At 68.6% G+C, this 25,550-nt stretch carries 30 protein-coding genes; 12 read left to right on the top strand and 18 right to left on the bottom strand.

Annotated elements, in window-relative coordinates; genetic code table 11:
• Positions 1 to 70: 70 nt before the first annotated feature.
• Together trpB and J7528_RS17385 are read right to left on the bottom strand one after the other, a co-directional pair.
• Positions 71 to 1,291: a tryptophan synthase subunit beta gene (trpB, locus tag J7528_RS17390; protein ID WP_291876887.1), complete on the bottom strand. Its 1,221-nt coding sequence runs from the start codon at positions 1,289 to 1,291 to the stop codon at positions 71 to 73.
• Positions 1,292 to 1,306: 15 nt separating this feature from the next.
• Positions 1,307 to 1,948: a phosphoribosylanthranilate isomerase gene (locus tag J7528_RS17385; RefSeq protein ID WP_291876885.1), complete on the bottom strand. Its 642-nt coding sequence runs from the start codon at positions 1,946 to 1,948 to the stop codon at positions 1,307 to 1,309.
• A 718-nt stretch (positions 1,949 to 2,666) separates the two neighbouring features.
• On the opposite strand from J7528_RS17385, the gene J7528_RS17380 reads away from it, so the two are divergent.
• Positions 2,667 to 3,269: a YdeI/OmpD-associated family protein gene (locus tag J7528_RS17380; RefSeq protein ID WP_291876884.1), complete on the top strand. Its 603-nt coding sequence runs from the start codon at positions 2,667 to 2,669 to the stop codon at positions 3,267 to 3,269.
• Positions 3,270 to 3,410: 141 nt separating this feature from the next.
• Here J7528_RS17380 and J7528_RS17375 read toward each other — a convergent pair whose 3' ends face one another.
• Complete coding sequence (locus J7528_RS17375) at positions 3,411 to 5,696, bottom strand: NADP-dependent malic enzyme (protein ID WP_291876882.1); 2,286 nt, start codon at positions 5,694 to 5,696, stop codon at positions 3,411 to 3,413.
• A 251-nt stretch (positions 5,697 to 5,947) separates the two neighbouring features.
• Here J7528_RS17375 and dapB point away from each other — a divergent pair, with 251 nt between their 5' ends.
• The 5 genes from dapB to J7528_RS17350 all read left to right on the top strand — a co-directional run bounded on the left by dapB (position 5,948) and on the right by J7528_RS17350 (position 11,627).
• On the top strand, positions 5,948 to 6,721 hold the full coding sequence (gene dapB, locus J7528_RS17370; RefSeq protein WP_291876881.1) for a 4-hydroxy-tetrahydrodipicolinate reductase: 774 nt from the start codon (positions 5,948 to 5,950) through the stop codon (positions 6,719 to 6,721).
• Positions 6,722 to 6,773: 52 nt separating this feature from the next.
• Complete coding sequence (locus J7528_RS17365) at positions 6,774 to 10,001, top strand: YdbH domain-containing protein (RefSeq protein WP_291876879.1); 3,228 nt, start codon at positions 6,774 to 6,776, stop codon at positions 9,999 to 10,001.
• Between the two features lie 35 nt (positions 10,002 to 10,036).
• Entirely contained in the window at positions 10,037 to 10,222 is a 186-nt protein-coding gene (locus tag J7528_RS17360; RefSeq protein ID WP_291876877.1) for a YnbE family lipoprotein, read from the top strand.
• A gap of 13 nt (positions 10,223 to 10,235) precedes the next feature.
• Complete coding sequence (locus tag J7528_RS17355; RefSeq protein WP_291876875.1) at positions 10,236 to 10,589, top strand: DUF1318 domain-containing protein; 354 nt, start codon at positions 10,236 to 10,238, stop codon at positions 10,587 to 10,589.
• A gap of 165 nt (positions 10,590 to 10,754) precedes the next feature.
• Complete coding sequence (locus tag J7528_RS17350) at positions 10,755 to 11,627, top strand: DMT family transporter (RefSeq protein ID WP_291876874.1); 873 nt, start codon at positions 10,755 to 10,757, stop codon at positions 11,625 to 11,627.
• Here the strand turns inward: J7528_RS17350 and cysQ are convergent.
• Together cysQ and J7528_RS17340 are read right to left on the bottom strand one after the other, a co-directional pair.
• Positions 11,624 to 12,394, bottom strand: coding sequence for a 3'(2'),5'-bisphosphate nucleotidase CysQ (cysQ, locus tag J7528_RS17345; protein WP_291876872.1), 771 nt, complete (start codon positions 12,392 to 12,394; stop codon positions 11,624 to 11,626). The genes J7528_RS17350 and cysQ overlap by 4 nt on opposite strands.
• Positions 12,391 to 12,582: a DUF3553 domain-containing protein gene (locus J7528_RS17340; RefSeq protein WP_291876870.1), complete on the bottom strand. Its 192-nt coding sequence runs from the start codon at positions 12,580 to 12,582 to the stop codon at positions 12,391 to 12,393. Before J7528_RS17340 ends, cysQ begins: the two co-directional genes overlap by 4 nt.
• Before the next feature lie 65 nt (positions 12,583 to 12,647).
• Here J7528_RS17340 and chpT point away from each other — a divergent pair, with 65 nt between their 5' ends.
• The 3 genes from chpT to J7528_RS17325 all read left to right on the top strand — a co-directional run bounded on the left by chpT (position 12,648) and on the right by J7528_RS17325 (position 14,631).
• Positions 12,648 to 13,325 carry a histidine phosphotransferase ChpT gene (chpT, locus tag J7528_RS17335; protein WP_291876868.1) on the top strand — a complete coding sequence of 226 codons (678 nt, stop codon included), beginning with the start codon at positions 12,648 to 12,650 and terminating at the stop codon, positions 13,323 to 13,325.
• 98 nt (positions 13,326 to 13,423) lie between these two features.
• A complete protein-coding gene (locus tag J7528_RS17330; protein WP_291876867.1) occupies positions 13,424 to 13,801 on the top strand; it encodes a response regulator in 378 nt (125 codons plus the stop codon).
• Positions 13,798 to 14,631, top strand: coding sequence for a protein-glutamate O-methyltransferase CheR (locus J7528_RS17325; protein ID WP_291876866.1), 834 nt, complete (start codon positions 13,798 to 13,800; stop codon positions 14,629 to 14,631). Before J7528_RS17330 ends, J7528_RS17325 begins: the two co-directional genes overlap by 4 nt.
• Here J7528_RS17325 and J7528_RS17320 read toward each other — a convergent pair.
• The 5 genes from J7528_RS17320 to J7528_RS17300 form a co-directional block, all read right to left on the bottom strand.
• Positions 14,589 to 15,710: a hypothetical protein gene (locus J7528_RS17320; protein WP_291876864.1), complete on the bottom strand. Its 1,122-nt coding sequence runs from the start codon at positions 15,708 to 15,710 to the stop codon at positions 14,589 to 14,591. The two genes, J7528_RS17325 and J7528_RS17320, sit on opposite strands and share 43 nt — an antisense overlap.
• Before the next feature lie 170 nt (positions 15,711 to 15,880).
• Positions 15,881 to 16,015 carry an entericidin A/B family lipoprotein gene (locus J7528_RS17315; RefSeq protein WP_099575337.1) on the bottom strand — a complete coding sequence of 45 codons (135 nt, stop codon included), beginning with the start codon at positions 16,013 to 16,015 and terminating at the stop codon, positions 15,881 to 15,883.
• Positions 16,016 to 16,110: 95 nt separating this feature from the next.
• Complete coding sequence (locus J7528_RS17310) at positions 16,111 to 17,805, bottom strand: sensor histidine kinase (protein ID WP_291876860.1); 1,695 nt, start codon at positions 17,803 to 17,805, stop codon at positions 16,111 to 16,113.
• The gene (locus J7528_RS17305) at positions 17,802 to 18,407 is read right to left on the bottom strand and encodes a sigma-70 family RNA polymerase sigma factor (RefSeq protein ID WP_291876858.1); all 606 of its coding nucleotides are present in this window, start codon (positions 18,405 to 18,407) and stop codon (positions 17,802 to 17,804) included. The genes J7528_RS17310 and J7528_RS17305 overlap by 4 nt, the downstream gene beginning before the upstream one ends.
• A gap of 2 nt (positions 18,408 to 18,409) precedes the next feature.
• The gene (locus J7528_RS17300; protein ID WP_081612907.1) at positions 18,410 to 18,595 is read right to left on the bottom strand and encodes a NepR family anti-sigma factor; all 186 of its coding nucleotides are present in this window, start codon (positions 18,593 to 18,595) and stop codon (positions 18,410 to 18,412) included.
• Between the two features lie 233 nt (positions 18,596 to 18,828).
• Here J7528_RS17300 and J7528_RS17295 point away from each other — a divergent pair, with 233 nt between their 5' ends.
• On the top strand, positions 18,829 to 19,632 hold the full coding sequence (locus J7528_RS17295; protein WP_291876856.1) for a response regulator: 804 nt from the start codon (positions 18,829 to 18,831) through the stop codon (positions 19,630 to 19,632).
• A gap of 228 nt (positions 19,633 to 19,860) precedes the next feature.
• Here J7528_RS17295 and J7528_RS17290 read toward each other — a convergent pair whose 3' ends face one another.
• The 4 genes from J7528_RS17290 to J7528_RS17275 form a co-directional block, all read right to left on the bottom strand.
• The gene (locus J7528_RS17290; protein WP_291876854.1) at positions 19,861 to 20,118 is read right to left on the bottom strand and encodes a hypothetical protein; all 258 of its coding nucleotides are present in this window, start codon (positions 20,116 to 20,118) and stop codon (positions 19,861 to 19,863) included.
• 14 nt (positions 20,119 to 20,132) lie between these two features.
• A complete protein-coding gene (locus tag J7528_RS17285; protein ID WP_291876853.1) occupies positions 20,133 to 20,321 on the bottom strand; it encodes a hypothetical protein in 189 nt (62 codons plus the stop codon).
• 473 nt (positions 20,322 to 20,794) lie between these two features.
• Positions 20,795 to 21,265, bottom strand: a complete 471-nt coding sequence (locus J7528_RS17280; protein ID WP_291876851.1) for an OmpA family protein — start codon at positions 21,263 to 21,265, stop codon at positions 20,795 to 20,797.
• 89 nt (positions 21,266 to 21,354) lie between these two features.
• The gene (locus tag J7528_RS17275) at positions 21,355 to 21,699 is read right to left on the bottom strand and encodes a glycine zipper domain-containing protein (protein WP_291876850.1); all 345 of its coding nucleotides are present in this window, start codon (positions 21,697 to 21,699) and stop codon (positions 21,355 to 21,357) included.
• A gap of 135 nt (positions 21,700 to 21,834) precedes the next feature.
• On the opposite strand from J7528_RS17275, the gene J7528_RS17270 reads away from it, so the two are divergent.
• Positions 21,835 to 22,692 carry a diacylglycerol kinase family protein gene (locus J7528_RS17270; RefSeq protein ID WP_291876848.1) on the top strand — a complete coding sequence of 286 codons (858 nt, stop codon included), beginning with the start codon at positions 21,835 to 21,837 and terminating at the stop codon, positions 22,690 to 22,692.
• A 1-nt stretch (position 22,693) separates the two neighbouring features.
• Positions 22,694 to 23,482: a metallophosphoesterase gene (locus J7528_RS17265; protein ID WP_291876847.1), complete on the top strand. Its 789-nt coding sequence runs from the start codon at positions 22,694 to 22,696 to the stop codon at positions 23,480 to 23,482.
• Between the two features lie 58 nt (positions 23,483 to 23,540).
• Here the strand turns inward: J7528_RS17265 and J7528_RS17260 are convergent, their stop codons facing one another.
• The 4 genes from J7528_RS17260 to J7528_RS17245 all read right to left on the bottom strand — a co-directional run bounded on the left by J7528_RS17260 (position 23,541) and on the right by J7528_RS17245 (position 25,408).
• A complete protein-coding gene (locus J7528_RS17260; protein WP_291876845.1) occupies positions 23,541 to 23,717 on the bottom strand; it encodes a DUF1328 domain-containing protein in 177 nt (58 codons plus the stop codon).
• Between the two features lie 109 nt (positions 23,718 to 23,826).
• A complete protein-coding gene (locus J7528_RS17255) occupies positions 23,827 to 24,447 on the bottom strand; it encodes a superoxide dismutase (protein ID WP_291876844.1) in 621 nt (206 codons plus the stop codon).
• A 215-nt stretch (positions 24,448 to 24,662) separates the two neighbouring features.
• Complete coding sequence (locus J7528_RS17250; RefSeq protein ID WP_291876843.1) at positions 24,663 to 25,064, bottom strand: hypothetical protein; 402 nt, start codon at positions 25,062 to 25,064, stop codon at positions 24,663 to 24,665.
• A complete protein-coding gene (locus J7528_RS17245; protein WP_291876841.1) occupies positions 25,061 to 25,408 on the bottom strand; it encodes a hypothetical protein in 348 nt (115 codons plus the stop codon). Before J7528_RS17245 ends, J7528_RS17250 begins: the two co-directional genes overlap by 4 nt.
• Positions 25,409 to 25,550 lie beyond the last annotated feature (142 nt).

Here is a 25,550-nt window from a genome sequence, read left to right as displayed (position 1 = left end):
ACCAGCCGCTCGGGCTGAATCTGGGTCCCGGCTTTCGCCGGGAAGATCGGATTGAGGGAGATCACCATGCTTAAATCGAACGCCCCAAGGCATCCGCCACGGTGAAGATGTCCTTGTCGCCCCGGCCCGACAGGCACAGCACGATCACGCCGCCCTCGCCGATCTCCTTGGCCAGCTGAGGCAGCTTGGCCAGGGCGTGGGCGCTTTCCAGGGCCGGAATGATGCCCTCGAGCTCGGCGCACAGCTGGAAGGCCTTCAGGGCTTCGTCGTCGGTGCAGGTCAGGTACTGGGCCCGGCCGATGTCGTGCAGGAACGAGTGCTCCGGACCGATGCCCGGATAGTCCAGGCCCGCCGAGATCGAGTGGGCGTCCTGGATCTGGCCGTCCTCGTCCTGCAGCAGGTAGGTCTTGTTGCCGTGCAGGACGCCCGGGCGGCCGCCGGTCAGGGACGCGGCGTGCTTGTCGGTCTCCAGGCCGTGGCCCGAGGCCTCGACGCCGTAGATCTTGACGCTCTCGTCGGCCAGGAACGGGTGGAACATGCCGATGGCGTTCGAACCACCGCCCACGCAGGCGACGACGGCGTCGGGCAAACGCCCTTCCAGCTCCTGGATCTGCTCGCGGGTTTCGCTGCCGATCACCGCCTGGAAGTCGCGGACCATGGCCGGATAGGGGTGCGGACCGGCGGCGGTGCCGATCATGTAGTAGGTGTCTTCGACGTTGGTGACCCAGTCCCGCATCGCCTCATTCATGGCGTCCTTGAGGGTCGCCGCGCCCGAGGTCACCGGACGCACTTCGGCGCCCAGGAGGTTCATGCGGAAGACGTTGGGCTTCTGCCGGGCGACGTCGACGGCGCCCATATAGACAACGCAGGGCAGGCCGAAGCGGGCCGTCACCGTGGCCGAGGCCACGCCATGCTGGCCAGCGCCCGTCTCGGCGATGATCCGGCTCTTGCCCATGCGCTGGGCCAGCAGGATCTGGCCCATGCAGTTGTTGATCTTGTGCGCGCCGGTGTGGTTCAGCTCTTCGCGCTTGAAATAGATCTTCGCGCCGCCCAGGTGCTTGGACAGGCGCTCGGCGAAATAGAGCGGCGACGGGCGGCCCACATAGTGGGTCAGGTAGCCGCGCAGCTCCTTCTGGAACTCCGGATCGTTCTTGGCCTCGGTGTAGGCGCGGTCCAGCTCGAGCACGAGCGGCATCAGCGTCTCGGCCACATAGAGGCCGCCATAGTCGCCGAAGCGGCCCTTGGCGTCCGGATAGGCGGACCAATCGTTAGGCTTTTGGGGGGCGTTCAAAGGCTCATCCAACAGCTACGCGCGTTTGACGGCGTCGAGAAACGCCGTGATCAGAGCGGGGTCCTTTAGGCCGGGACCGCGCTCCACGCCAGAAGAAACGTCCACAATCGGGGTTCCGGAGACCTTAACGGCCTCGGAGACGTTCCACGGATCCAGCCCTCCGGCCAGGAAATGCGGGCGAGAAAAGCGCCGGCCGGCCAGCAGTCCCCAGTCGAACCGTGCGCCTGTGCCGCCAGGCAGGGCGGAACCTTCCACGGGCTTGGCGTCGAACATCAGGTGCTCGGCGACGGTGTCGAAGGCGCTCGCCTGGTCGACATCGGCGGAGGCGGACACGGAGAAGGCCTTGATGACGCCGACGCCGGCGCGGGCGGCGATCTCGCGGACCCGCGAGGGGGTCTCCTTGCCGTGCACCTGGATCAGGTCGGGGCGCATGGTGGCCATCAGGCGGTCGATCAGGGCGTCGTCGGGGTCGACCGTGACGGCGACGGTCCGCACGCCGCGACCGCGGACCGGCTCGATCAGCCGCGCGGCCGTTTCGGGTGTGAGGTTGCGCGGGCTCTTCTCGAAGAAGACGAAACCCAGGAACGCCGCCCCGCCGTCGAAAGCGGCTTTCACCGTCTCGGGGGTCGATAGTCCGCAGATCTTGGCCGTGGTCATGGTGCTGGGGGAGTTACGTGCGGGGAAGCGGGGATGCAAGTGCAGCAAATCTGAAGGTGGGGGAATAGATCCTCCCCCGCGATGCGGGGGAGGTGGCCCGGAGGGCCGGAGGGGGCGAGCTGGGCATAGGCCGCGCTAGCCCCCTCAGTCGCTCCGCGACAGCTCCCCCGTGACACGGGGGAGCATCTTCACGCGATCACTCGCTGAAGTTCATGAAAGGGACCGCGGAGCGCCGGGCTGCGCCCGGAGTGTGAAGTGTGTGTACCGTTTCGACGAAGCCAGAGCGCTCCGCGTAGCCGTTATCCGATGAGCCAGCGGCGCGCGGGGTATTAACCCGCTTCCGACAGTCGGCCCCCGACGGGCGGGCCGGGGCGACGACCCCGGTCCCGGAACGCCCGGGCGATTTCAGCCCGGGCCTGTTGCTCTCATCGGCCTGACATCCCACGTCGTTTCTGTGTTCCAGGGCCGACCGCCGTAGGAGGGATGCAGTTGCGAGTTTCCCCGCGCCGACGAGCGCTTCCCGCTCGACCACCCCTGACAGCCGCCCAAGTCGCCGGCCGGACGTCCCTTTCGCGCTATCAGGTGAGGATGATTATGCGGGCGCCGCCGAACGCGGATGATTGGCGCGCTGCATTTTTCCAGAACCCGTTGATCCGGCGCGGCTTTGTCTCGAAAAGAACGGGGATACAGCATCCTCAATCCCCGTCCGAAGGTCCCGATGGCTCCGATCCAGGTCGATCCCGCCCACGTCCACGAGTTCGTCGACGCTGACGCCTTCTATGCCTGGCTCTCCCAGAACCACGACAAGGCCCCGGAAGCCTGGATCAAGATCCACAAGGTCGGCTCGGGCCTGCCGTCGATCACCGCCAAGCAGGCCATTGATGTCGTGCTGTGCTGGGGCTGGATCGACGCTGTTCGCAAGGGCTTTGACGACAAGAGTTTCCTCCAGCGCTACACGCCGCGTGGCAAGAAGAGCATCTGGAGCCAGATCAATGTCGACAATGTCGCGCGGCTGATCGACGAGGGCCGGATGACCGAGCACGGCCTGCGTGAGGTCGAGGCCGCCAAGGCCGATGGCCGCTGGGACCGCGCCTATGGCAGCGGCCAGGACATGAAGATCCAGGACGACCTGCAGGCGGCGATCGACGCCAGCCCCAAGGCGAAAGAGATGATGGAAACGCTGTCGGCCCAGAACCGCTTCGCCCTGGCGTTCAGGGTCCACAACATGAAGACCGAGGCGGGACGGAAGAAGAAGATCGCCGACCTGGTCGCCATGCTGGACCGGGGCGATACGCCTTACCCGCAGAAGACGAAGGGGTAAGGGCCGGCCGGCGCCGCAAGGGAATGGCGCCGACCGGAGGGCTTACGCGTCGGCTTACTGCTGCCGACAGAACCAAGATGGGACCGGACGCCACGGATTGAAGAACCCTGCGGCGCCCTGTCGCGGAGGTTGTGGTGAAGCTTACTCCGCCGCGACCTCGACCGGTTGGTCGTAGGCGGCCATCAGCGCCATGTTCAGGATCTTGGACACCGAGGCCGACAGCGGCGCGATCTGCACCGATTTGGAGAGGCCCAGCAGCACCGGCCCGATCACCGTGGCCCCGCCCAGCGACTGCACCAGCTTGGTGGCGATCGAGGCCGAGTGGATGGCCGGCATGATCAGGATGTTGGCGCTGTCGGTCAGGCGCATGAACGGGTAGTTGGCGCGCTTTTCCGGATCCAGGGCCAGCTCGGGCGGCATTTCGCCCTCGTATTCGAACTCGACCTCCATCTCGTCGAGCATGGCCACGGCCTCGCGCACCTTCTCCGAGCGCAGGCCCATCGGGTTGCCGAAGGTCGAATAACTCATGAAGGCCACGCGCGGCTTGAAGCCCAGGCGCTTGACGGCGCGGGCGGCCTCGCAGGCGATCTCGACGATCTCGTCGGCTTCCGGCAGCTCGGTGACATTGGTGTCGGCCACGAAGATGGTCCGGCCCTTGGCCAGCACCACGCTCATGCCCATGATCCGGCCGCCGGGGGCCGGGTCGATGACGCGCAGCACCTCTTCCAGGGCCTGGTCGAAGCTGCGGGTCACGCCGGTGACCATGCCGTCGGCCTCGCCCAGCGCCACCATCGAGGCGGCGAAGCTGTTGCGGTCCTGGTTGATCAGGCGCTGGACGTCGCGCTTCAGGTAACCCTGGCGCTGGAGGCGATGATACAGGGCGTCGACATAGTCGGGATTACGGTCCGACAGGCGGGCGTTGATGATCTCCAGGCCCACGGTCTCGGGGTCCAGGCCCACCAGCCTCATGTTCTCGTGCACCAGGTTCTCGCGACCGCACAGGATGGCCTTGCCGTAGCCGCCGGTCTGGAAGGCGTAGGCGGCGCGGATCACGCTGGGATCCTCGCCTTCGGCGAACACGATGCGCTTGGGGTTGGCCAGGACCGAGCCGGAGATCTTCTGCAGGAAGCCAGCGGTGGGGTCGAGGCGCTGGGCCAGGCCCGCGCGATAGGCGTCCATGTCGGCGATCGGCTTGCGGGCCACGCCCGTGTCCATGGCCGCCTGGGCCACGAACGGCGGCACGTACCAGATCAGGCGTGGGTCGAAGGCCGAGGGGATGATGTAGTCGGGGCCGAACTTCAGCTGGCGGCCGTGATAGGCGGCGGCCACCTCGTCCGGCACGTCCTCGCGGGCCAGCATGGCCAGGGCCTGGGCGCAGGCGATCTTCATCTCGTGGTTCACACGACGAGCGCGAACATCGAGGGCGCCGCGGAAGATGTAGGGGAAGCCCAGAACGTTGTTGACCTGGTTGGGATAGTCGCTGCGGCCCGTGCCCATGATCGCGTCCTTGCGGATCGCGTGGACCTCTTCCGGGGTGATCTCCGGATCGGGATTGGCCATGGCGAAGATGACCGGGTTGGGGGCCATCGAGGCGATCATCTCGGGGGTGAAGGCGCCCTTGGCCGACAGACCCAGCAGCACGTCGGCGCCGGCGACGGCTTCAGCGAGTGTCCTTTTGTCGGTCTTGACCGCGTGGGCGCTCTTCCACTGGTTCATGCCTTCGGTGCGGCCCTCGTAGAGCACGCCCTTGCTGTCCACCGCGATGACGTTCTGCGGGTGGACGCCCATGGCCTTGATCAGCTCCAGCGAGGCGATGCCCGCCGCGCCGGGGCCGTTCAGCACGACCTTCACGTCCTCCAGCTTCTTGCCGGTGATGTGGCAGGCGTTGATCAGGCCGGCGGCGCAGATGATGGCCGTGCCGTGCTGGTCGTCGTGAAACACCGGGATGTCGAGCAGGTCCTGCAGCTCGGTCTCGATGCGGAAGCACTCGGGGCTCTTGATGTCCTCCAGATTGATGCCGCCGAAGGTGATCCCGATGTTCTTGACCACCGTGATGATCTCGTCGGGATCCTTGCTGCTGACCAGGATGTCGATGCTGTCGACGTCGCCGAAGCGCTTGAAGAGGACGCTCTTGCCCTCCATCACCGGCTTGGAAGCCAGCGCGCCCAGGTCGCCCAGGCCCAGGATGGCCGTGCCGTTGCTGATGACGGCGACCATGTTGCCCTTGGAGGTGTACTCGTAGGCCGCGTCAGGGTCGGCGGCGATGGCGTGCACGGGAACGGCTACGCCGGGCGAATAGGCCAGCGACAGGTCGCGCTGGGTCGCCATCGGCTTGGTCGGGGTCACCGCCAGCTTGCCCGGCTGGGGGTAACGGTGGAAGGCCAAGGCCTCCTCATCCGTGAAGGTCTTGCGTTCCGCGTCGCTCATCCGGCGTTTCCCATTCCTGCTGCGCAAGTCGAAGAAGGGGCGCGCCGATCGATGCGAACACGCCCTTATGCCTGCTCAGCGTAGCGATGGGTGCGGAGCGTCACAACCGGGCTTGCGTGCGAAAATCCCAGCAAACGCTTGTTGGGATTGGCGTTGCGTCAAGCTTGCTGACGTTCGGGAAGGCCGCGCGAGGTTGACCTTTGGGTCTGGAATGGCGATCAGGAATCTTACTGAGCGTAAGAGGAAGTCCCTTGTCCCAGCCCGTGAAGATCGCGATCGCCGGCGCCAACGGCCGCATGGGCCAGGCCGTGGCCAAGGCCCTGGAAGGCCGCGCTGACGCCGTCGTGGCCGCGCGCTTCGAGCGCCCGGGCGTCGAAGGTCCCGATCTCGTCGGCCACGAGACGGCGCGGTCGCTGTCCGACGTGGTGATCGACTTTACCCTGCCCGAAGCTTCGGTCGATCTCGCCGAGATCGCCGCCTCGAACAACGGGCCGGCCCTGGTCATCGGCTCGACCGGCTTCTCCGACGAACAGCTGGCGCGCATCGACCAAGCCGCCAAGACGATCGCCATCGTCCGCTCGGGCAACTATTCGATGGGCGTCAACATGCTGATGGGCCTGGTGCGCCAGGCCGCCGCCGCCCTGCCGGCGCAGGACTGGGACATCGAAGTCTACGAGGCCCACCACAAGCGCAAGATCGACGCCCCTTCGGGCACGGCCCTGATGCTGGGCGAGGCCGCCGCCGAAGGGCGCGGCGTGGGCCTGGGCCAGGTCGCCGACCGGGGCCGCGACGGCGTCACGGGTCCTCGTAAAGAGGGCGCGATCGGCTTTTCGGTGGTCCGTGGGGGCGGGATCATCGGCGAGCACAGCGTGATCTTCGCCGGCGAGAGCGAGAGCCTGACCCTGTCGCACTCGGCCATCGACCGGGGCCTGTTCGCGCGCGGCGCCATCGCCGCCGCCGTCTGGGTCAAGGGCAAGCCGCCTGGCCTCTACGACATGCAGGACGTCCTAGGCTTTTCAAAATAGGGATCTAAGCTGAGCCGGGGGGCTTCTTTAGGATCTGAACGACTAGGACCTGATGGCCGAACCCTCGACCGCCCCCGACAGCAAGACGACGCTCCGCCGAGCGTGGGATCGCGACCGCCTGGTCGATCTGGGCCTGGAAGCCGTGTCGCTGTCGATGCTGGCCTTCATCGCCACGGGCCTGGTCATCTGGTCGGGCCGGCGCGAGATCAGCCGCGAGCTGGCCGAGGCCTGGCTGCGCGATCACGGGATCGAGGCCGCCGTCGAGCTGGACGACCTGGACGCCACCGGCTTCACCGGCAAGGTCCGCCTGGGCGCGCGCGACAATCCCGTCTTCTCCGCCGACCGGCTGGAGGTCGCCTACGATCTGGCCGCCCCCTGGAATGGCGAAAAGTTCGGCATCCAGACCAAGGCCGTGCGCCTGGTCCGCCCCCGCGTGCTGGCCAGCATCGACGCCAAGGGCCAGGTCCGCTTCGGCGCTCTGCAACCGCTGCTCGACGAGTTCCTGAAGTCGCCCAAACAACCCGGCGTCCCCGGCCCGGCCGTGCTGGTCGAGGACGCGCGGCTGGATCTGGTCACCCCCGGCGGCCGCGCCCGCATCACCGGCGACGCCAGCCTGGACGACGGCCAGCTGCTGCGCTTCGACGGCCGCCTGGCGCCGTTGCACTACGCTGTCCGCGACCTTGTCCTGGACAGCAAAGGCGCGACCGTCTCGGCCCGCAAGCGCGGCGACCGCCTGAGCATCGAGGTCTCGCTGGGCCTCGACAGCCTTGAGAGCGAGCAGGCCGACCTGTCCGACGCCGCCGCCAAGCTGTCGGCCGACCTGCCCTATCCGGATCTCGCCAAGCTCACGGCAAGCGGCCTCGTGGAAGCGCGCCTGGATCTGCGGGCAGGCGGCGGGCGGATCGGCGACAGCCAGGCCGAAGACCTGGCGGGCGACCTCTCCCTGACCGGACGTCTGGACGGCGGGCCGCAGCGCTTCGCCTTCCTGGGCCGCTCGCGCGGCGCCTTGCGTGGCGGACGGCTCTCGGCCCCGACCCTGGACGCCCGCGACGCCGGCCTGACCTACACGTTCGAGCGCGTGACGGCCGGCCGCACCGACGGCCGGATGAACGCCCGTGGCGCGGCCCGCGTCGAGCTGCGCGCCGGTGAAGCCGTCGCCGCCGGGACCGCCGTGCGTGAGCTGCGCGCCACGACCGTCTCGGACAGCCTGACCCTGAACACCGACGCCCAAGGCCTGGCCGTGAAGGGACCGCTGGCCATCGACGCCACGGCCGCCCGCCTGGCTGGCGGCGCTCTGGCGCTGTCCTCGGCGCGACTGAACGCCAAGGGCAAGATCGACCAAGGTCCCGGCAGGCTGATCCTGGCGCTGAACGGCTCGGCCGGCGGCCAGAGCGGCGTGTCGGGTCCCGACGCCCAGCGCCTGGCGGCCCTGATCCCCAATCCCGCCTACGCCAAGCCCCTGGCCCAGGCCCTGCGGACCTTCACCCTGTCGCTGCCCGCCGTGGGTCTGGACATCAACGGCGGCCGCACGCGCCTGACCATGAGCCAGGACGCGCGGCTGTCCGCGCCCAACGGCGTCCTCCTGACCGCCAGCGCGTCGATGGACGCCAGCGCCAACGCCGCGCGCGGGACCCTCCGCGCCGCGCTGTCGGGCGGCGGCCTGCCGGTCGTGAAGATCGCCGCGCCCGATTGGAAGAGCACCGGCGGCGTCATGACCTCGCGCCTGTCGATCGCCACCGAAAACTTCGACCTGCCGCCGATCGAAGGCGTCACCGGCCAGGTCGACGGCCAGGCCCGCATCGCCGGCGGCCGCTTCACCCTGACGACGGCCAAGTGCGTTCCCGTCACCGCCAAGGCCTACGCCCTGGGCGACAGCCCCGTCACCGCCATCAAGGCCCAGCTGTGTCCGAGCAAGGCGCCGCTGGTCACGGCCGGCGCCAATGGCTGGAGCGCGGCCCTGCGCTTCGAAGGCGGCGAGGGCGACCTGGCCGTGGCCGAGGCGAAACTGGCCAATATCAAAGGCGAGGCGACCTTCGGCGGGGCCGGCGGCTTCGACCGCTCGACCGTGCGCATCGATGGCGCGGCGGTCTCGGACGTCGCCGCCAGCAAACGCTTCAACACCATTCTTGCCAAGGGCTCGCTGGGCCTGTCGGGCGGACTTTGGAGCGGAACCTTCCAGGCGACCACGCCCGTCGGCGCGCCGCTGGGCGAGATCCGCCTGCGCCACGTGGTGGCCACGGGCAAGGGCCAGGCCGACATCGACGCCAGCAAGCTGGCCTTCGCCAAGGGCGGCCTGCAGCCGGCCGAGCTGTCGCCGATGGCCGCCTTCGCCCAGAACGCCCAAGGCCCGGCCAGCTTCACCGGCGTCTTCGCCTGGGACGCGCAAGGGGCGACCAGCCGGGGCCGCCTGGTGGCCGACAAGATCGACTTCACCAGCCCCATCGGCTTCGTCGCCACCCTGGACGGCAGCGTCGACTTCACCAGCCTGGCGCCGCTGACCACCGCGCCGGACCAAAGCCTGAAGATCGTCAAGATCGACAGCCTGGTGCCGCTGACCGCCATCGAGTCAGTGTTCCAGCTGGGCGCCGACGCCCTGCATGTCTCCAAGGCCAGCTTCGAGGCCGCCAAGGGCCGCATATCGATCGAGCCCACCGACGTGCCGTTCGAGCCGGGCAAGACCATCAGCGGCGTCATCGTCATCGAGCACCTGGATCTGGGCGAGGTGCTGGCCGCCTCGTCCCTGGGCGACAAGGTCAAGGCCCAGGCCGTGGTCGATGGCCGCCTGCCCTTCACCTTCGGTCCCGAGGGGCTGCGGTTCCAGGACGGCAAGATCAAAGCGATCCAGCCGGGCCGCATCGAGCTGGCTCGCGCGGCCCTGACCGGCGTCGAGGCCAGCCCCGCCGACAGTCCCGGCGCGCCGCCCGCCCAGCCGGCCCAGGTCAACGCCATCCAGGACTTCGCCTACCAGGCCATGGAGAACCTGGCCTTCGACCAGTTGGAAGCGGGCGTGAACAGCACCGACAAGGGGCGCCTGGGCATCCTGTTCCACATCAAGGGCGAGCATGACCCGAAGGTCGCCGAAAAGGCCCGGGTCGGGATCCTGGACCTGTTGCGCGGCAAGGCCTTCGACAAGCGCATCGCCCTGCCGGCCAAGACGCCGGTGGATCTGACCCTCGACACGTCGCTGAACTTCGACGAGCTTCTGGCGGCCTGGCGCCGCTCGTTCGCCGAGGAAGAGGCGAGCGCGACGCAACCTCGTTCAGGTCCGGTTCAACCGTGACCAGTCATCCTGCGTACGAACTGGAGACTACACGCATGACAAAGCGCGCCATCCTGCTGGCTCTCGTCGCGACGGGAGCGCTCGGCGCGGCCGCCTGCACGCCCACCGTCCGCGTGAAGGTCGACCCGATCAACATCTACGCCAAGCTGGACGCCGACGTGCGCGTGCGGCTGGACAAGGAAGTCCAGTCGCTGATCCAGCAGAACCCGAACCTGTTCTAGGAAAGGAACCGACATGATCCGCAAGACGATGACGGTTCTGGCGCTGGGCCTCTCCCTCGCAGCCGTTTCCGCTCCGGCCTTCGCTCAATCGGCCGCCGCCAAGGCCGCCGTCGACGCCGCCAAGGCCGCCGGCACGGTCGGCGAGCAGGCCGACGGCTATCTGGGCATCGTGGCCGGCGGCGACGCTGGCCTGCGTTCCTCGGTCGCCGAGATCAACACCGGCCGCGCCGCCGCCTACAAGGACATCGCCGCCAAGACCGGCGTGACCCCCGAAGCCGCCGGCCAGGCCACCGCCAAGCAGCTCTACAGCCGCCTGGCCCCCGGCCAGTTCTGGAAGCCGCTGGATGGCGGCTGGGTGAAGAAGTAGGCGACTTCGGTCCCTCGCCCCCTCCGGATGCTGCGCATCCTCCTCCCCCGGAGGGGGAAGAAGGGATGCCGCGGCCTTCTTCCCCCTCCGGGGGAGGAGCGCCGTAGGCGCGGAGGGGGCCAGTAATCCTGGCGACGGCGCGACGCCTCCCCTAAAAAGCGGCCCATGTCCGCCCGTCCGCATCTCCTCCCCTACGCCGCCCTGTTTGGGGCCATCGTCACGCTGTGCGTGGGGACCTCGTTCGCCAAGAGCCTGTTTCCGCTGGTCGGCGCCCAGGGCGTCACGGCCTATCGGGTGTTCTTCGCGGCGCTGATCCTGCTGATCGTCTGGAGGCCGTGGCGGCATCCGATCAGCCGCGCCGACCTCGGCAAGGTCGCCCTGTACGGCGCGGCGATCGGGGTGATGAACCTGGTGTTCTACATGGCCCTGCGCACCATTCCGCTGGGCCTGGCCATCGCCATCGAGTTCTGCGGCCCGCTGGCCCTGGCCGTGGCCAGTTCGCGCAAGCTGATCCACTTCGTCTGGATCGGCTTGGCGGTGCTGGGCCTGGTTCTGCTGCTGCCGATCGAGCCGGGTGCGACGCACCTCGACCCCGTCGGCGTCGCCTATGCCTGCGCGGCGGCGGTGCTGTGGGCGCTGTACATCATCCTGGGCAAGCGGATCGGCCACCTGCACGCCGGACGCTCGGTGGCGCTGGGCATGACCACGGCGGCCCTGCTCGTCACACCGGTGGGCCTGTTCACGGCGGGCGCGGCCCTGTTCCAGCCGCACCTGATCGCCCTGGGCCTGGTCGTGGCGGTGCTGTCCAGCGCCATCCCCTATTCGCTGGAGATGATCGCCCTGCGCGGCATCCCCAAGCGCAGTTTCGGCGTCATGCTGAGCGTCGAGCCGGCGGTCGGGGCGCTGGCGGGCCTCGTCATCCTGCACGAGCATCTGTCGGCGACCCAGTGGCTGGCCATCGCCGCCATCGTCGCCGCCTCGGTCGGCACGATCCTGACGACGCCGCCTGAAGCGGTCGCCGAAGAGGCCGTGGCCTAGCCGCGCGCCACGAACCAGCCGTTGCGGAACGCCTGGTCGGCCTTGCCATAGAGGAAGGGCGAGCCATCCGGCTGGGTGAAGGAGCCACCAGCGGCGACCAGCACCGCGTGGGCAGCGGCGGTGTCCCACTCGGACGTCGGGCCATGGCGCGGATAGATGTCGGCGGAGCCCTCGGCGATGCGGCACATCTTGATCGAGCTATCCATGGGACTGCGCAGGTCGAAGCCGTATTCGGCGGCCAGTTCGGCGGCCTTTTCCTCGCGCATCGTGTGGCTGACCAGGCCCAGCGCCTGACCCTTCGGCCAGGGCCGCACGCGGGCCGGAGCTTCGACGCCGTCGACGCCGGTGCGCTTCATCGTTCCTTCGGCGGTGGTGTACCAGACCTCGCCGGTGGCCGGGGCGCAGACCGCGCCGGCAACCGGCACGCCGTTCTCGATCAGGCCGATATTGACCGTGAAGTTGGGATCGCCGCGCACGAAGGCCTTGGTGCCGTCGACCGGATCGACCAGGAAGAAGCGCGATCCGACCTCGTCTGGCGTGCCGAACTCGGCGGCATGTTCCTCGGAGATCACCGTCACGTCGGGATAGAGCTCGGCCAGGCGCGCCAGGATCAGGCGCTCGCCGGCGCGGTCGGCCTCGGTGACCGGGCTCTCGTCGGCCTTCTGGGCCACGGCCAGTTCGGTCTTCCAGAACGGCAGGATGACCACCGCGGCTTCCTCGGTGATCTTGGCCAGGGCGCGGCCCCAATCGGCGAGATTTTCGCTCATTCTGATCCCCGGGGGTCGTCGCCGACGAAGTCCAGACGCACGCGCGTGGCGTCGATGGTCTGCTTGCCGGCGTCTTCGAAATTGACGGTCACGCGGTGTCCGATCACGGACTGAACCTGGCCCAGGCCCCAATCGGGCTGGCCGGGGTGGCGCACCAAAACGCCGGGTTCTAGAAACGGATCGATCACGGGCGCTTTCCTTAGAGGACCCGCCCAGTTTGCCAAAGCCTCAAATCACGGCAGAGTTCGCCGCCATGACCGATATCGTCTCCGAGACTCCTGCGCCCGCGTCGCCCGAAACCGACGTCCAAGGCCCCGACTTCGCCGCCATGCTGGCCGCGCGCCTGTGCCACGACTTCATCAGTCCGGCCAGCGCCATCGTCTCGGGCCTCGATCTGCTGGACGATCCGGCCGCCCAGGACATGCGCGACGACGCCATGGGCCTGATCGCCTCGTCGGCCCGCAAGCTGGCCGACCTGCTGCAATTCACCCGCGTGGCGTTCGGCGCCTCGGCCTCGGCCGAGAACTTCGACTCCCGCGAGCTGGAAAAGCTGGCCCAGGGCGTCTTCGCCCACGTGCGCCCGACGCTGGACTGGCAGATCGAGCCGCAGGCGATGAACAAGCCGTCCTCGCGCGCCATCCTCAACATCGCCCAGATCGCCGCCAGCGCCTTGCCGGCCGGCGGGGTGGCGACGGTGAAGGGCGTGGCCGCCGACGGCCGGTTCTCGATCATCGCCGACGCGGCCGGTCCTCGCGCCCGCCTGCGTCCCGAAGTGCTGGCTGGCCTGAAGGGCGAGCCCCTGGCGGAAGGGCTCGGCGGTCCGTGGGTCCAGGCGGCCTATCTGAACGCCCTGGTCCGCGCGGCCGGCGGCCAGATCGCCGTCGAGATCGGAGAGGAACGCGCCAGCATCGCGGCGTGGGTCCCGGCGTAACCCTCGAGCTTCACTGTAAAAGTTACATTTGCCGCACCCCGATCCGGGTTGAGGCAAACCGCTCCTTAACCAGACCGCTCGCACGATAGCGGCCTGAATTGGAGCATGCCGTGAAGACCTGTCTGGTGGTCGACGACAGCCGGGTGATCCGCAAGGTCGCCCGCCGAGTCCTCGAGGACATCGGCTTCGAGATCGCCGAGGCCGCCGATGGCATGGAGGCCCTGGCGTGGTGCCGCGCGGCCATGCCCGACGCGGTGCTGCTCGACTGGAACATGCCGGTGATGAACGGCATCGAGTTCCTGCGCCAGCTGCGCGGCGAGCCGGGCGGGACCGCGCCCAAGGTCATCTTCTGCACGGTCGAGAACAGCGCCGACCATATCCGCACCGCCCTGGAAGCCGGGGCCGACGAGTACATCATGAAGCCGTTCGACGGCGACATCATCGAGGCGAAGTTCGCCGAGGCGGGCCTGCTGTGACGCCCGAGGACATGGACCTGCTGGCGGCCCTGGGCCGCGCCCGCGCCGGCGTGCGGGTCGAGACCGAAAAGCCTTACCTGGTTGAAAGCCGCCTCTCGCCGCTGGCGAGGCGCGAGGGCTACGACTCGATCGACGCCCTGATCGCGGCCCTGCGCGCCAAGCGTGAAGAGCGCCTGATCTGGGCCGTGGTCGAGGCCCTGTGCCGCAGCGAGACCACCTTCTTCCGCGGCCGCGAGGCGTTCGCCCAGCTGCGCGACGAGGTGCTGCCCGCCCTGTCGCAGCGCCGCCGCGAGGCCCCGATCCGCATCTGGAGCGCCGCCTGCGCCACCGGCCAGGAGGTCTATTCGATCGCCATGGCCGCCAACGAGGCCACGGGCCTGGCGACCGGCACGCGCTTCGAATTCTTCGGGTCGGACCTGTCCGAGCGCTCGCTGGAAAAGGCCCAGGCCGGGATCTACACCCAGTTCGAGGTCCAGCGCGGCCTGCCGATCCGGCTGCTGATCAAGTATTTCGAGAACCACGACGACACCTGGGCGATCTCGCCGCGCATTCGCCAGATGGTGCGCTGGAAGCGGATCAACCTGCTGGCCGACCTGTCGGTCATGGGCCGGTTCGACGTCATCCTGCTGCGCGGCGTGCTGCGCGGCATGGACGCGGCGCTGCGGGGCAAGGTGGTGCAGGCCCTGACGGCGCTGCTGCCGAACGACGGCGTGCTGGTGGTCGATCCGGAAGACGATATCGGCGACATGGACGACGTCCTGGCCGCCGCGCCGGGCGGCGCCGGGATCTACCTGCGCGATCCGTCCGTACGGGCCGCCGCGGCGGCATAGGCCTTGGCGGGGGCGCGACGGGTCACCGCCGCCCCGCCCAGCAGGCCGCCGACGGCCTCTCCCAGCTTCTTCACGCCGCTGACCGGCGCGGGTGTCACCGCCGCGAAGGCCGGCGCCAGCTTGCGGAACAGGATCGGGTGCGCCTCGTGCCCGACGATCGCGCCGTGCAGGTCCATCAGGTCGACCACCTCGCGCGCGGCCTTGCGCCACTGCACTGGCGGGGCGATGCCGTGCGGCGCAGGGGCGCGGCAGTCGGAGAAGTCGGGACGCAGGCCCGAGCCGGCTTCGATCGCCGCCTCGATCTCGCGGGCATAGGCCTGGTCGCGGGCCAGGCGGTCGACGTCGACGACGAGATCGGCTTCCGGCAGGGCCTTCAGGTAGGAACGCAGCCACACCGCCAGGAAGGCCTGGAACGAGACGCTGGCCGGGGCGCGCTTGAGCCGCCCGCGCACGGCGGCCAGTCGCTGGTCCAGCGAGCCTTCCCCGTCGAAATCCTGGCCTAGCAAGATGCGAGAGAGATCCTCGGCCCCAGCCATCTCCGACAGCAGCACGTAGTGGCAAAGCTCGAAATAGGTCGGCCGGGGCCGCTTGCGCAGCGAATAGAACGACAGCCACTGCTGGACGGGGTCACGCACCAGCATGACGTGGAAGCCGCCAAACCGGCGCTTGAGCCAGCCCACCCGGCCCAGGGTGCGACAGCAGGCCAGCACAGGGGTTTCGCCGCGCTCGCGCGCCGCGCCGATCAGGCCCTCGACATAGGCCTGTTGCGCCAGGTCGCTGGCCTCCGGCTCAATCCAGAAGCGGTCCAGGGCGAAGCCGGCCTCGAAGCCCTTCAGACCGCCCGCCGGGTCCAGCACGACCTCGAATTCCTTGAGATAGGGATCGGTCCCACCCGGATGGCGCAGGCCGCTGTTGTCGGGGGTTTCGGCGTTGATCGTTTCGGCGGTCACCCGCGCCAGCTGCTCGTGCCAGGGCTCGTAATAGGCGCGCACGCCCGCCAGCGCCCGGAAGCGATTCCACACGTAGGTGCTGGAGCAGCGCCAGCCGCTGTGTACAAAAACGGTGTTGTTGGCGGACAAGCGCCCAGTTCCCCTCGACCTGCACCGGGAGTTTGAGCGCGCAGTTTTTCAGTCCGATGGCGGACAACCGCCCTAAGGTTGCAATGGCGAAACAGTTCGTCAGCCGCTGAAAGACAAAAGGCCCGCCGGCGGAACCGGCGGGCCTCTCGAAATCCGTAAGGCAAAGCGCCTTACTTGACGTCCTTGGCCGTGTCGCTGACGGCCTTGCCGGCCGACGAGACGTCCTTGCCGGCGCCTTCGACGGTGTTGCAGGCCGCGACCGACAGGGACGCGAGGGCGGCGGCGATAATCACGAGCTTACGCATTGTTTTCTCCGCAATTCGCCCCGGTCCGTGAGCGGTGGGGCGCGTGTGAATAAGTGCCCCCAGAGAACGTCAGCGGCGAAGCTGGGTTCCGGAAATCAAGCAGCCGCGTCGACGACCTGCGGCGTCGGGAAGATCAGCCGCACCGTCAGGCCGCGCGGCTCATGGCTTTCGAACGTCACCTTGCCGCGCAGCTGACGGGCGAAGGCGGTCATCAGGGTGCGACCGACCCCGCCGCCCAGGCTTTCGGCCGCGCCGGGACCGTCGTCGCTGATCGACAGCTCGGCCTCTTCGCCCCGCACGTGGAAGCCGACCTCCAGCTTGCCGCCATTGGGGCCGAAGGCGTGCTTCTGGGCGTTGGTGATCGCCTCGACCGCGAACAGGGCGATCGGGGCCAGGCGGTCGGGATCGATGACCAGCGGGTCGGCATGCACCTCGGTCCGCACCAGCGGCGAGGTGGTCATGTCGTTGGCCAGCAGCTGGGCGGTCAGCTCCTCCAGGAACGGCCGCAGGTCGACGCGCTTCAGGTCCGGCCCCTGGTAGAGGGCGCGGTAGATCTGGGCCAGGGCGGTGATCCGCTGGCGGGTGTCGTTCATCGCCGCCTTGGCCGCCGGATCGGCCAGCGCCCGCTGCTGCATGTTCAGCAGCGAGGTGATGATCTGCAGGTTGTTCTTCACCCTGTGATGGATCTCGCGCATCAGCGCGTCCTTCTCGGCCAGGCTGTCCATCAGAGAGGCGTCACGGGTGACGATGGCGCCCGCCATGGCGTCCAGCGTGTTGGCCAGTTCGCGGATCTCTGGCGGCGCGCGCTCGGCCTGCAACGGCCGGACGGTGAAGCGGCCCCGGGCGTAGATGGCCGCGACGCGTTGCAGATAGACGATCCAGCGCACGACCTCGCGCTCGGTCACCAGCAGCACCGCGGCCAGCACCAGCACATAGGCCAGGATGGGCAGCAGGCCCCGCGAGATCGGGCTCAGCGAAGCCCAGGACACCAGGCCCGGCGCGGGGGCCGACAGCACCACGAAGACGTCGTCTTCCACCAGCGGCGCGGCCGAATAGGTGCGGTCTCGACGATCCTGGTCGCGGCCGCTCCAAAGGGCCGAACCGTCCTTGGCCGCCTCCTGGCGCCAACGGGCCGAGACCGCCTCGAAGGCCTTGGGGTCGGTGGCCGCGAAGATGGCGCCATTGCTGTCGGCCAGCGCCACCTCGGCCCCGTTGGGCATGAAGCGGCTGGCGGTCTCCAGCTTGAGATTGGTCAGGGTCAGCACGGCGGCCATGGCGCCGTCGAACCTGTCGGGCGTGCCGGCGCGCACCGCCGCCAGCACCGCCGGCTCGTTGGCATAGGCCGCGCCCGGCGCGCTGGCCACGACGATCGAATCGCCGTTGCGCAGGGCCTGGAACCACGCCCTTGCCCCACGCTGGGTGTCGAAAGGCGTGGTGGCCGCCGCGCAGGCCACGCGACCCCGGCTGTCGAAACGGATCAGGTTGGCATAGCCCGACAGGCGCGCCCGCACGTCGGCCAGGCGCTGGGCGCACTCAAGACCCACCGAGCCCGGCCCCAAGGTCTGGAGCAGGACGCCGGCGGCCTCGATGCGCGCGCGGGCCAGGGTGGCGCTGTGACCGGCGGCCAGCTCCAGGCTCTGTCGGCGCGCGTCGTTCTCGGCCCGGAAGGCGAAGAACGACTGCGCCGCGCCGATCAGCAGCACGGGCAGCAAGGCCACGAACAGCGCCACGGCCAGGCGGACGCGGATGGAGGTTACGGCCTGCGCGGCGCGGCCGGCGAGGGCATTCACCGTAGAGAGCTCAACCGCTCCGCGTCGGCCAGGATGGCATGCATGGCGTCACCCGCCGATCCGCCGTCCCGATCATAGGCGCCCGCCTCGAGAATGGCCTGCAGCGCCCGGCGGGCGCGGCTGACCCGGCTCTTCACCGTGCCGACGGCGCAGCCGCAGATCTCGGCCGCCTCCTCGTAGGCGAAGCCGCCGGCCCCGACCAGGATCAGGGCTTCGCGCTGTTCGGCCGGCAGCATGCCAAGGCCCAGGCGCAGCTCGTCCAGGGCCACTGGAGCCTCGGGATCGTCGACCGCCACCAGGGTCCGCTCGGCGGCTTCCTGGTCCAGCTGGCTCTGGCGCCAGCTGCGGCGCTTCTCGGAATAGAACTGGTTGCGCAGGATCATGAAGGTCCAGGCCTTCATGTTGGTGCCCAGCTGGAACGACGCGCGCGCGTCCCACGCCTTCATCATGGCGTCCTGCGCCAGATCGTCGGCGGCGGTGGGATCACCGGTCAGCGTGCGGGCGAAGGCGCGCAGGTGGGGGATCAGCGTGACCAGCTCGCGTTTGAACTGGTTGTCGCGGACGGGATCGGGCGGCGAGCGGCCGACTTGCGGTTCGCTCATGCTCAGCGACCTCCCGCCGGCGGCTCGGCCTTGCGAAGGATGTCGAGGAATTCGTCCGGCACCGGCTCGTTGACGACCTCGTCGAACATCTGGCGCAGCTTCACACCGATCGCCTGCTGGCGCAGACGGGCTTCATCCAGCGCCGCGGCGCTCTTGCGTTTGTCTTCCATGGGTACGTGTTCGATCATGTCCTCGACACCGAACTGCATTTGCATCGGCGTCCGCCCCCTTTGGCCGAATGTCTTTCCGCCAGACGACAACGTGGCTTTCCGTAGCGAGTTCCATAAGCTTGGGCATAGGATGTCAAAATTCCGTCGTTCGCGGAACCGCTCAGTTGAGGGGGCGTTATCGGACTTCGACGGAACGGCGTAGCTTCGCCGTTCGTTTAGTGATTTTCGAAGACACCGCATCGGGAGGGGTCATGAGTCTTCTTGCTCGGCTGGCGCCGCATCTGCCTTACATCCGCCGCTACGCCCGCGCCCTCACCGGCGACCAGACGACCGGCGATCATTATGTCCGCGTCGCGCTCGAGGCCCTGGCGGCCGGCGAGCGTTCGCTGGACGCCGACCTGTCGCCGCGCGTGGCGCTGTATCGGGTGTTCCATGCCATCTGGCTCAGCTCCGGCGCCCAGCTGGAGGCCCGTCGCGAGGACGGCGCCCTGACCGGCGACGACGCCGCCCAGCGCCTGCTGCGCATCGCCCCGCGTTCGCGCCAGGCCTTCCTGCTGACCGCGCTCGAGGGCTTCACCCCCACCGAAGCCGCCCAGATCCTGGACTGCGACTTCGGCGAGGTCGAACGCCTGATCGCCGACGCCCAGGCCGAGATCGACGCCGAACTGGCCACCCAGGTCCTGATCATCGAGGACGAGCCGGTCATCGCCGCCGACATCGAGGCCCTGGTCAAGGAATTGGGCCACGACGTCATCGACATCGCCGCCACCCGTGGCGAAGCGGTCGACGCCGTCGCCCGCGCCACCCCGGGCCTGGTCCTCGCCGACATCCAGCTAGCCGACGGCTCGTCGGGCATCGACGCGGTCAAGGACATCCTGGGCCGGATGGACGTGCCGGTGATCTTCATCACCGCCTTCCCAGAACGCCTGCTTACCGGCGAGCGTCCGGAACCGACCTTCCTGATCACCAAGCCCTTCCAGCCCGAAACGGTGAAGGCGGCGATCGGCCAGGCCCTGTTCTTCCACCCGCGCCGCAGCCAGACCAAGGCGGCGTAGGCGGTTACTCCCGAATGATCCCGAGAACGGCCTTCCGAAAGGGAGGCCGTTTTTCGTTTGTCCTTCTCCCCTTGCGGGAGAAGGTGGCGCGCAGCGCCGGATGAGAGGTCGCGCAAAACGAAAACCGCCGCGACGGCGGTGAGGCCAATCGCGGCGGATCCTTTCTTTAACCCCTCACCCGACCGCCTTCGGCGGCCACCCTCTCCCGCAGGGGGAGAGGAATATGGGCTACGGCGTCTGCTTCGCCGGCTGCTGCGGCGTGTCATACCGCTGCGCTTCGGCCGGCGTCTTGGCGCCGTTGTTGACCTCGACCGAGGCCAGGTCGTCGGCGCGCCAGGTCCAGGCCCCGAACAGGGCCATGGCGGCCAGAACGGTCGAGACGATCAGCACCCAGAACACGTGCTTGCCCCAGCGCCCCTGGCGGGCGCGGGTGGCGTTCAAGCGCGGTGCGTGTTCAGGCGCGGCGTGATGAATGTCGGCGGGCATGATCTCATACCTCCTTAAGGCGTCCACATGGCGGCGGCGCTCGCACGGTCTCGATCGTTGAACGCCTGGACCATCCCGGCCGAGGCGCCGACCGCGGCGATCACGACCAGGGCCATGATCCGCGAACGCATCCTTTTTTGACGCTGGCTCAGCGTCGAAACGAAAACCGTACCGCCATGCTCGGCCACATATGTGCGGATCACGACGTTGCTCCCCATCCCCGGCGGACCCCATGTCCACCTGGATTTTCAACGTCTTGCCGCCGTCGTCGTTCCGAAATCCGCGACCTGGAAACCCGCGAAAAGCGCCAAAAAGAAACAAGCAAAAAAAATCGCGCGAAGCGGGAACCCTTTGCGCGATCTCTCGTTTTCACATTGCGAAGGCGGCGACGCCCCCCCGACTTGAGACTGGCGATAGCCAGTCTGCCGCCTTCGCACCCCCCTTTGTTGATGCGAACTTTAGGCGGACCGGGACCCCGGCCCGCCTTTCCTTCGTGGCTGTAACGCCATCCACCACATTGCCTTCCTAGGCCTTGGGCCTAGGACCCATGGGGCGGCTTGGCGGCCCCCTTCCAAACGAACACCGCCAGCGTGGGCGACCTGACGGCCGACGCAGCGCTGGCGGGACGATGGGTCCTCGGCACAGGGCCTAGGAAAGCAGGCTGGGGAATTCGGGGTTAGTTGGAGGCTTGTGGCGCCGCCAGTTCGAACAGGATGTCCGCGCGGCGGCGCAGTGGATCAGCCGCGCCCGAGGCGGCCACGGCGCCGGCGTCGCCAGCGGCGGCCGCATCGATATCGACCTTGGCGAAGCCCACCTTGGCCAGGGCGGTCGTCACCGTCTCGGCGCGGCGCTTGGAAAGGGCGAGGTTGGCCTGCGGGGCCCCGACTGCATCGGCCAGGCCCAGCACCCGCACCGATTTCACCGTGCAGCCGCGCGCCTGGGTCTGGGCGCCCGACAGGACCATGCGGGCTTCCTTGGTCAGGGCGGCGCTGTCCTGTTCGAAATAGACCGTGGACTGGAAGTTGTCGCAGACGGGCGTGGCGGCGGCCACGGGCTTGCGCAGGGTGCGCCAGGGACCTTGCGTTTCGGCGCAGGCGCCCAGGGCCAGCACGGCGCCGCTCAAGGCGATGATCGTCGTCTTTTTCATTCCACCCTCCGAAGCTTGCGAACAGAACATAAGAAAGGCGACCGGCTGGGCCGATCGCCTTCATTTGGGACGTCGTCGCGAACCGCGGACTAGTAGCGGGGCGCGCCGTCTTCCCAATAATAGCGACCGCTGCGGGAGTCGTAATAGTAGTAACGGCCCGCGCGCTCGTCATAGTACTGGCGCCGGTTGACCGAGGTCGAGCCGCAACCGCCATCTTCCTTGCAGCCTTTGACGGCGCCGACGGTGCCGCCGATGGCCGCGCCGACCAGGGCGCCGGTTCCGGCGCTGCCGCTGCCGACATTGTTGCCGATCACCGCGCCTGCCAGCGCGCCCAGGGCGGCGCCGCCGGCGGCGTTGCGTTCGACATTGCCGGTCGAGGTGCAGGCCGAGGCCAGCACGCCCACGCCCATCAGGGCGATCATGGTCATCTTCATGTTGGCTCTCCGATCCGAGCTTCCTGTCCCCGTGTCGAGCAAACGACTCCGGCAGGGGACGGTTCCGTTTGCCAAGCGGAACCATGGGACGCGGCAAGCCGTTGCCTCCCCGACTTTACGAGAGGGGGACGCTGCGTGAAGCGCATCGACGTCATCGCCAATACGGCTTCCGGATCGGTCGGTCCCGACGCGCCGCAGATCGCCGAAAAGCTGCTGGCCGAATACGGCGTCTCGGGCGCTGTCCACGCGCCGGCGCCGGGCGAGATCGGCGACTGCCTGCGCGCGGTGATCGACGGCGCCCCGGATGCGGTGCTGGTCTTGGCGGGCGACGGCACGGCGCGCGGTGCGGCCGAGCTGGCCGGTCCTGACGGCCCGCTGATCGCGCCCCTGCCCGGCGGCACCATGAACATGCTGCCGCGCGCCATCTATGGCGAGCGCGACTGGCAGGCGGCGATGAAGGCCTGCCTGGACGGCGGCGAGGCCAGAATGATCTCGGGCGGCGAGGTGGGCGGTCGCCTGTTCTTCGTCGCCGCCATCCTGGGCAGCCCGGCCCTGTGGGCCACGGCCCGCGAGGCCGCGCGGGAGGGCAAGGCCGCCATCGCCGTGGCCCGCGCCCGCCGCGCCCTGCGCAACGCCTTCTCGGGCCGGCTGCGCTTCACCCTGGACGGCCGCCCCAAGGACAAGGCCGAGGCCCTGACCCTGATGTGCCCGCTGGTCTCCAGCGCCCTGGACGCCGAGGAGCGCGCCCTGGAGGCCGCCGCCCTGGACCCGTCCGGGGCTCTGGACATCTTCCGCCTGGGCTTCAACGCCGCGCGGGGACAGTGGCGCGAGGATCCTTCGGTGTCGGTCGGCCGTTGCCGGGTGGGCAAGGTCTGGGCGCGCGGGCGGATCCCCGCGATCTTCGACGGCGAGCCGGCCAGGCTGGACCCCGAGGTCTCGATCCGCTTCCGGCCCAAGGCGTTCCGCGCATTGGTCCCGCGAGACGAACTCTAAGATGAAGCTCATCCAGGTCTCCGACATCCATTTCGGCGGCGAGAACAAGGAGGCCGTCGAGGCGGCCACGGCCTGGATCGTCGCGGCCGCGCCGGATCTCGTCATCGCCGCCGGCGACCTGACCCTGGATGGCAAGATCCCCGAGTTCGACGCCGCCGCCGCCTGGCTGAAACGCCTGCCCGATCCCAAGATCGTCGCGCCGGGCAATCACGACACGCCCTTTGTCGGGCCCGCCGAGCTCTTCGAGCGGTTCACGCGTGGCTGGGGCCGGTTCAAGGACCGCTTCGGCGACGAGGACGGCGCGTCCTGGAGCACGCCAGGGATCACGGTCGCTTCGCTGAACAGCGCCCGCGTCGCCCAGATCCGCTGGAATTGGTCGAAGGGTGCGGTGTCGGGCGGCCAGATCCGCCGGGTTGTCCGCGAGCTGGAGGCCGCGCCCACCGGCGACCTGCGCGTGGTGGTCTGCCATCATCCCTTGATGGAGATTCTTGGCGGGCCGATGACCGCCAAGGTGCATGGCGGCGTCGATGCGGCCAACCGTTTCGTCGCCGCCGGCGCCGACGTCATCCTCTCGGGCCACATCCACCTGCCGTTCGTCACCGCCATCCCGTTCGGCGACGGCAAGACCCAGGCGGTCGGCTCGGGCACCCTGTCCCATCGCGAGCGCGGCGCCGCGCCCGGCTTCAACGTCATCGAGGTCGAGCCCCACTGCGTGCGCGTGGCGGCCATGGCCTATGACAAGGGCAAGTTCGACGTCTGGCGCACCTGGGCCTTCGATCGCAGGAGCTGAAACGAAAACGGCGCGACCTAAAAGGCCGCGCCGCTCGTCAGTTCGATGTCGTTCCCGCCTAGCGTGGCGCGCCGCGCCCGCGAAGGCCGCCAGCGACCAGCGACACCACGAACAGGATCAGGAAGACGAAGAACAGGATCTTGGCGATGCCGATCGCGGTGCCGGCAATGCTGGTGAAGCCCAGCAGGGCGGCGATCAGAGCGATCACCAGGAAGGTCACGGCCCAGTTCAGCATGGGTCTCTCCGGGTTGGCCCGACGCTTGTCGGGGCTTGTTGTCTCGCTTGGAAACAACGGCCCCACGCGCCGGGCGTTCCGGAAATTCGAGGACCTTAGGCCCTAGACCTTAGGTCGGGGCGGGATAAGCCCAGCCTTGAGCGCCCGACTTGGCGGCCGCGTACTGGCTGTCGGCCAGGGTCCAGTTGATCACGTTGTCGAACACCGCTTCCAGGAAGCCCTTACGCAGGTTCTGGTAGTCCAGGTAATAGGCGTGCTCCCAGACGTCGGCGACGACCAGGGCGGTCAGGTCCTGCGTGACCGGGCTCTCGGCGTCGTGGGTCGAGATGATCTTCAGGGCGCCCGAGGCGTCCGAGACCAGCCACACCCAGCCCGAGCCGAAGTGGCCGATGCCCTCGGCGACGAACTTTTCCTTCAGGGCGTCCAGGCCGCCGAAGGTGCTGTCGATGGCGGCGGCCAGGTCGGCGCCCGGGGCGGTCTTGGTCGGCGACAGGCCGTCCCAGAAGAAGGCGTGGTTCCAGGCCTGGGCGGCGTTGTTGAACACCTTGCCCGGACCGGCCGACTTGATGACGTTTTCCAGCGAGCCCTGGTCGTCGCCGTTCAGCAGGCCGTTCAGGGCCGTGACATAGGCGGCGTGGTGCTTGTCGTGGTGGAAGCGCAGCGTGTTGGCCGAGATGGTCGGCTCCAGCGCGTCGTAGGCGTAGGGCAGGTCCGGCAGCGAGTACGTCATGATCACTCCATGGGGAAGGCGTTCCCATGGAGAGGAAGGGAACGCGCGGAAGGCATCTAGAACGGGAGCGGCCAAAGCGTAAGCGTCTAAAGGCGCCCGGCCCGCTCAACTTTAGTTGAGAAATTCCCTTTGAAACTTGGGGTTTCCAGGAAATCTGGGAACGCAAAACGCCGCCGAGCGAGCCCGGCGGCGTCAGCGTTTCAATAAACGCGCGATCAGCGCTGAGGTGGCTTCGGGTCCAGGAAGGCCTTGGCCACGGCGGCGGTCAGGGTCGGGTTCTTCAGGGCGAAGATCCCGGCGGCCAGGCCGATGCCGATCGACATGATCGGGCGGTCACGGACGATCTCGACGACCTTGGCCGTCATGTCGAAGCCGGCCTGCGGCGGCGCATTGTGGTGCGCGTTCCGGCTGCCCTCGACCTTGCGGGCCGCGACCATGCCGGCGACGGCGACGATCAAGGCCGCGACGGCGGCCACGATCGCGGCGGCGCCCGCCGGGGTGACCAGCGGGACCAGCACGGCATAGACCGCGAAGGCGGCGGATACGACGCCGACCGCGGCGGCGGCGGCGATCGCCGCGGCCGCCGCCAGCGTCATCAGGGTCTTTTCGAAAATCACCGGTTGTTGCTACGGCCGCCGGAGAGCAGCAGGCCGATCAGCACGCCGACGCCGAGACCGGCGAGCGTAGCGGTGATCGGACGTTCGCGGATGCGCTCGCTGGCGTAGCGCTGGGCGTCTTCCAGCTGCTGGCCGGCGGTGTCGGTATAGGCGCGGCTCTGGGCGCGCAGGGTCTCGAAGCCCTCGGTCACCGACTTTTCGACGCGCTTGGCGGCTTCGGTCAGCTGGACGCGAGCGGCGTCGGCGGCCTGAGCGAAGCTGCGCTCGGCGTGCTCGACGGCTTCCAGGGTGGCGCTCTTGGCCTTTTCGGCTTCCTTGGCGGCGGCAGTTGAACTGGCGGGCATGGTCATCTCCTGGTTCGCGACGCGACCAACCTGAACTGAAGGCGCTGAAGCTGCGCCCCGTCAACGCCGAGCTTAGCGTTGCGGTTCCAAGATACTCAAGGTCGACAAGCTTCACCACACGGGATTCCGCAATCGATATCAA

The sequence above is a fragment of the Caulobacter sp. genome (genome assembly GCF_017744445.1).
In the GTDB taxonomy this organism is placed as follows: Bacteria; Pseudomonadota; Alphaproteobacteria; order Caulobacterales; family Caulobacteraceae; genus Caulobacter.
The sequence above is the reverse complement of the archived record's forward strand: the minus strand, read 5'-3'. Positions and strand labels throughout refer to the sequence as shown.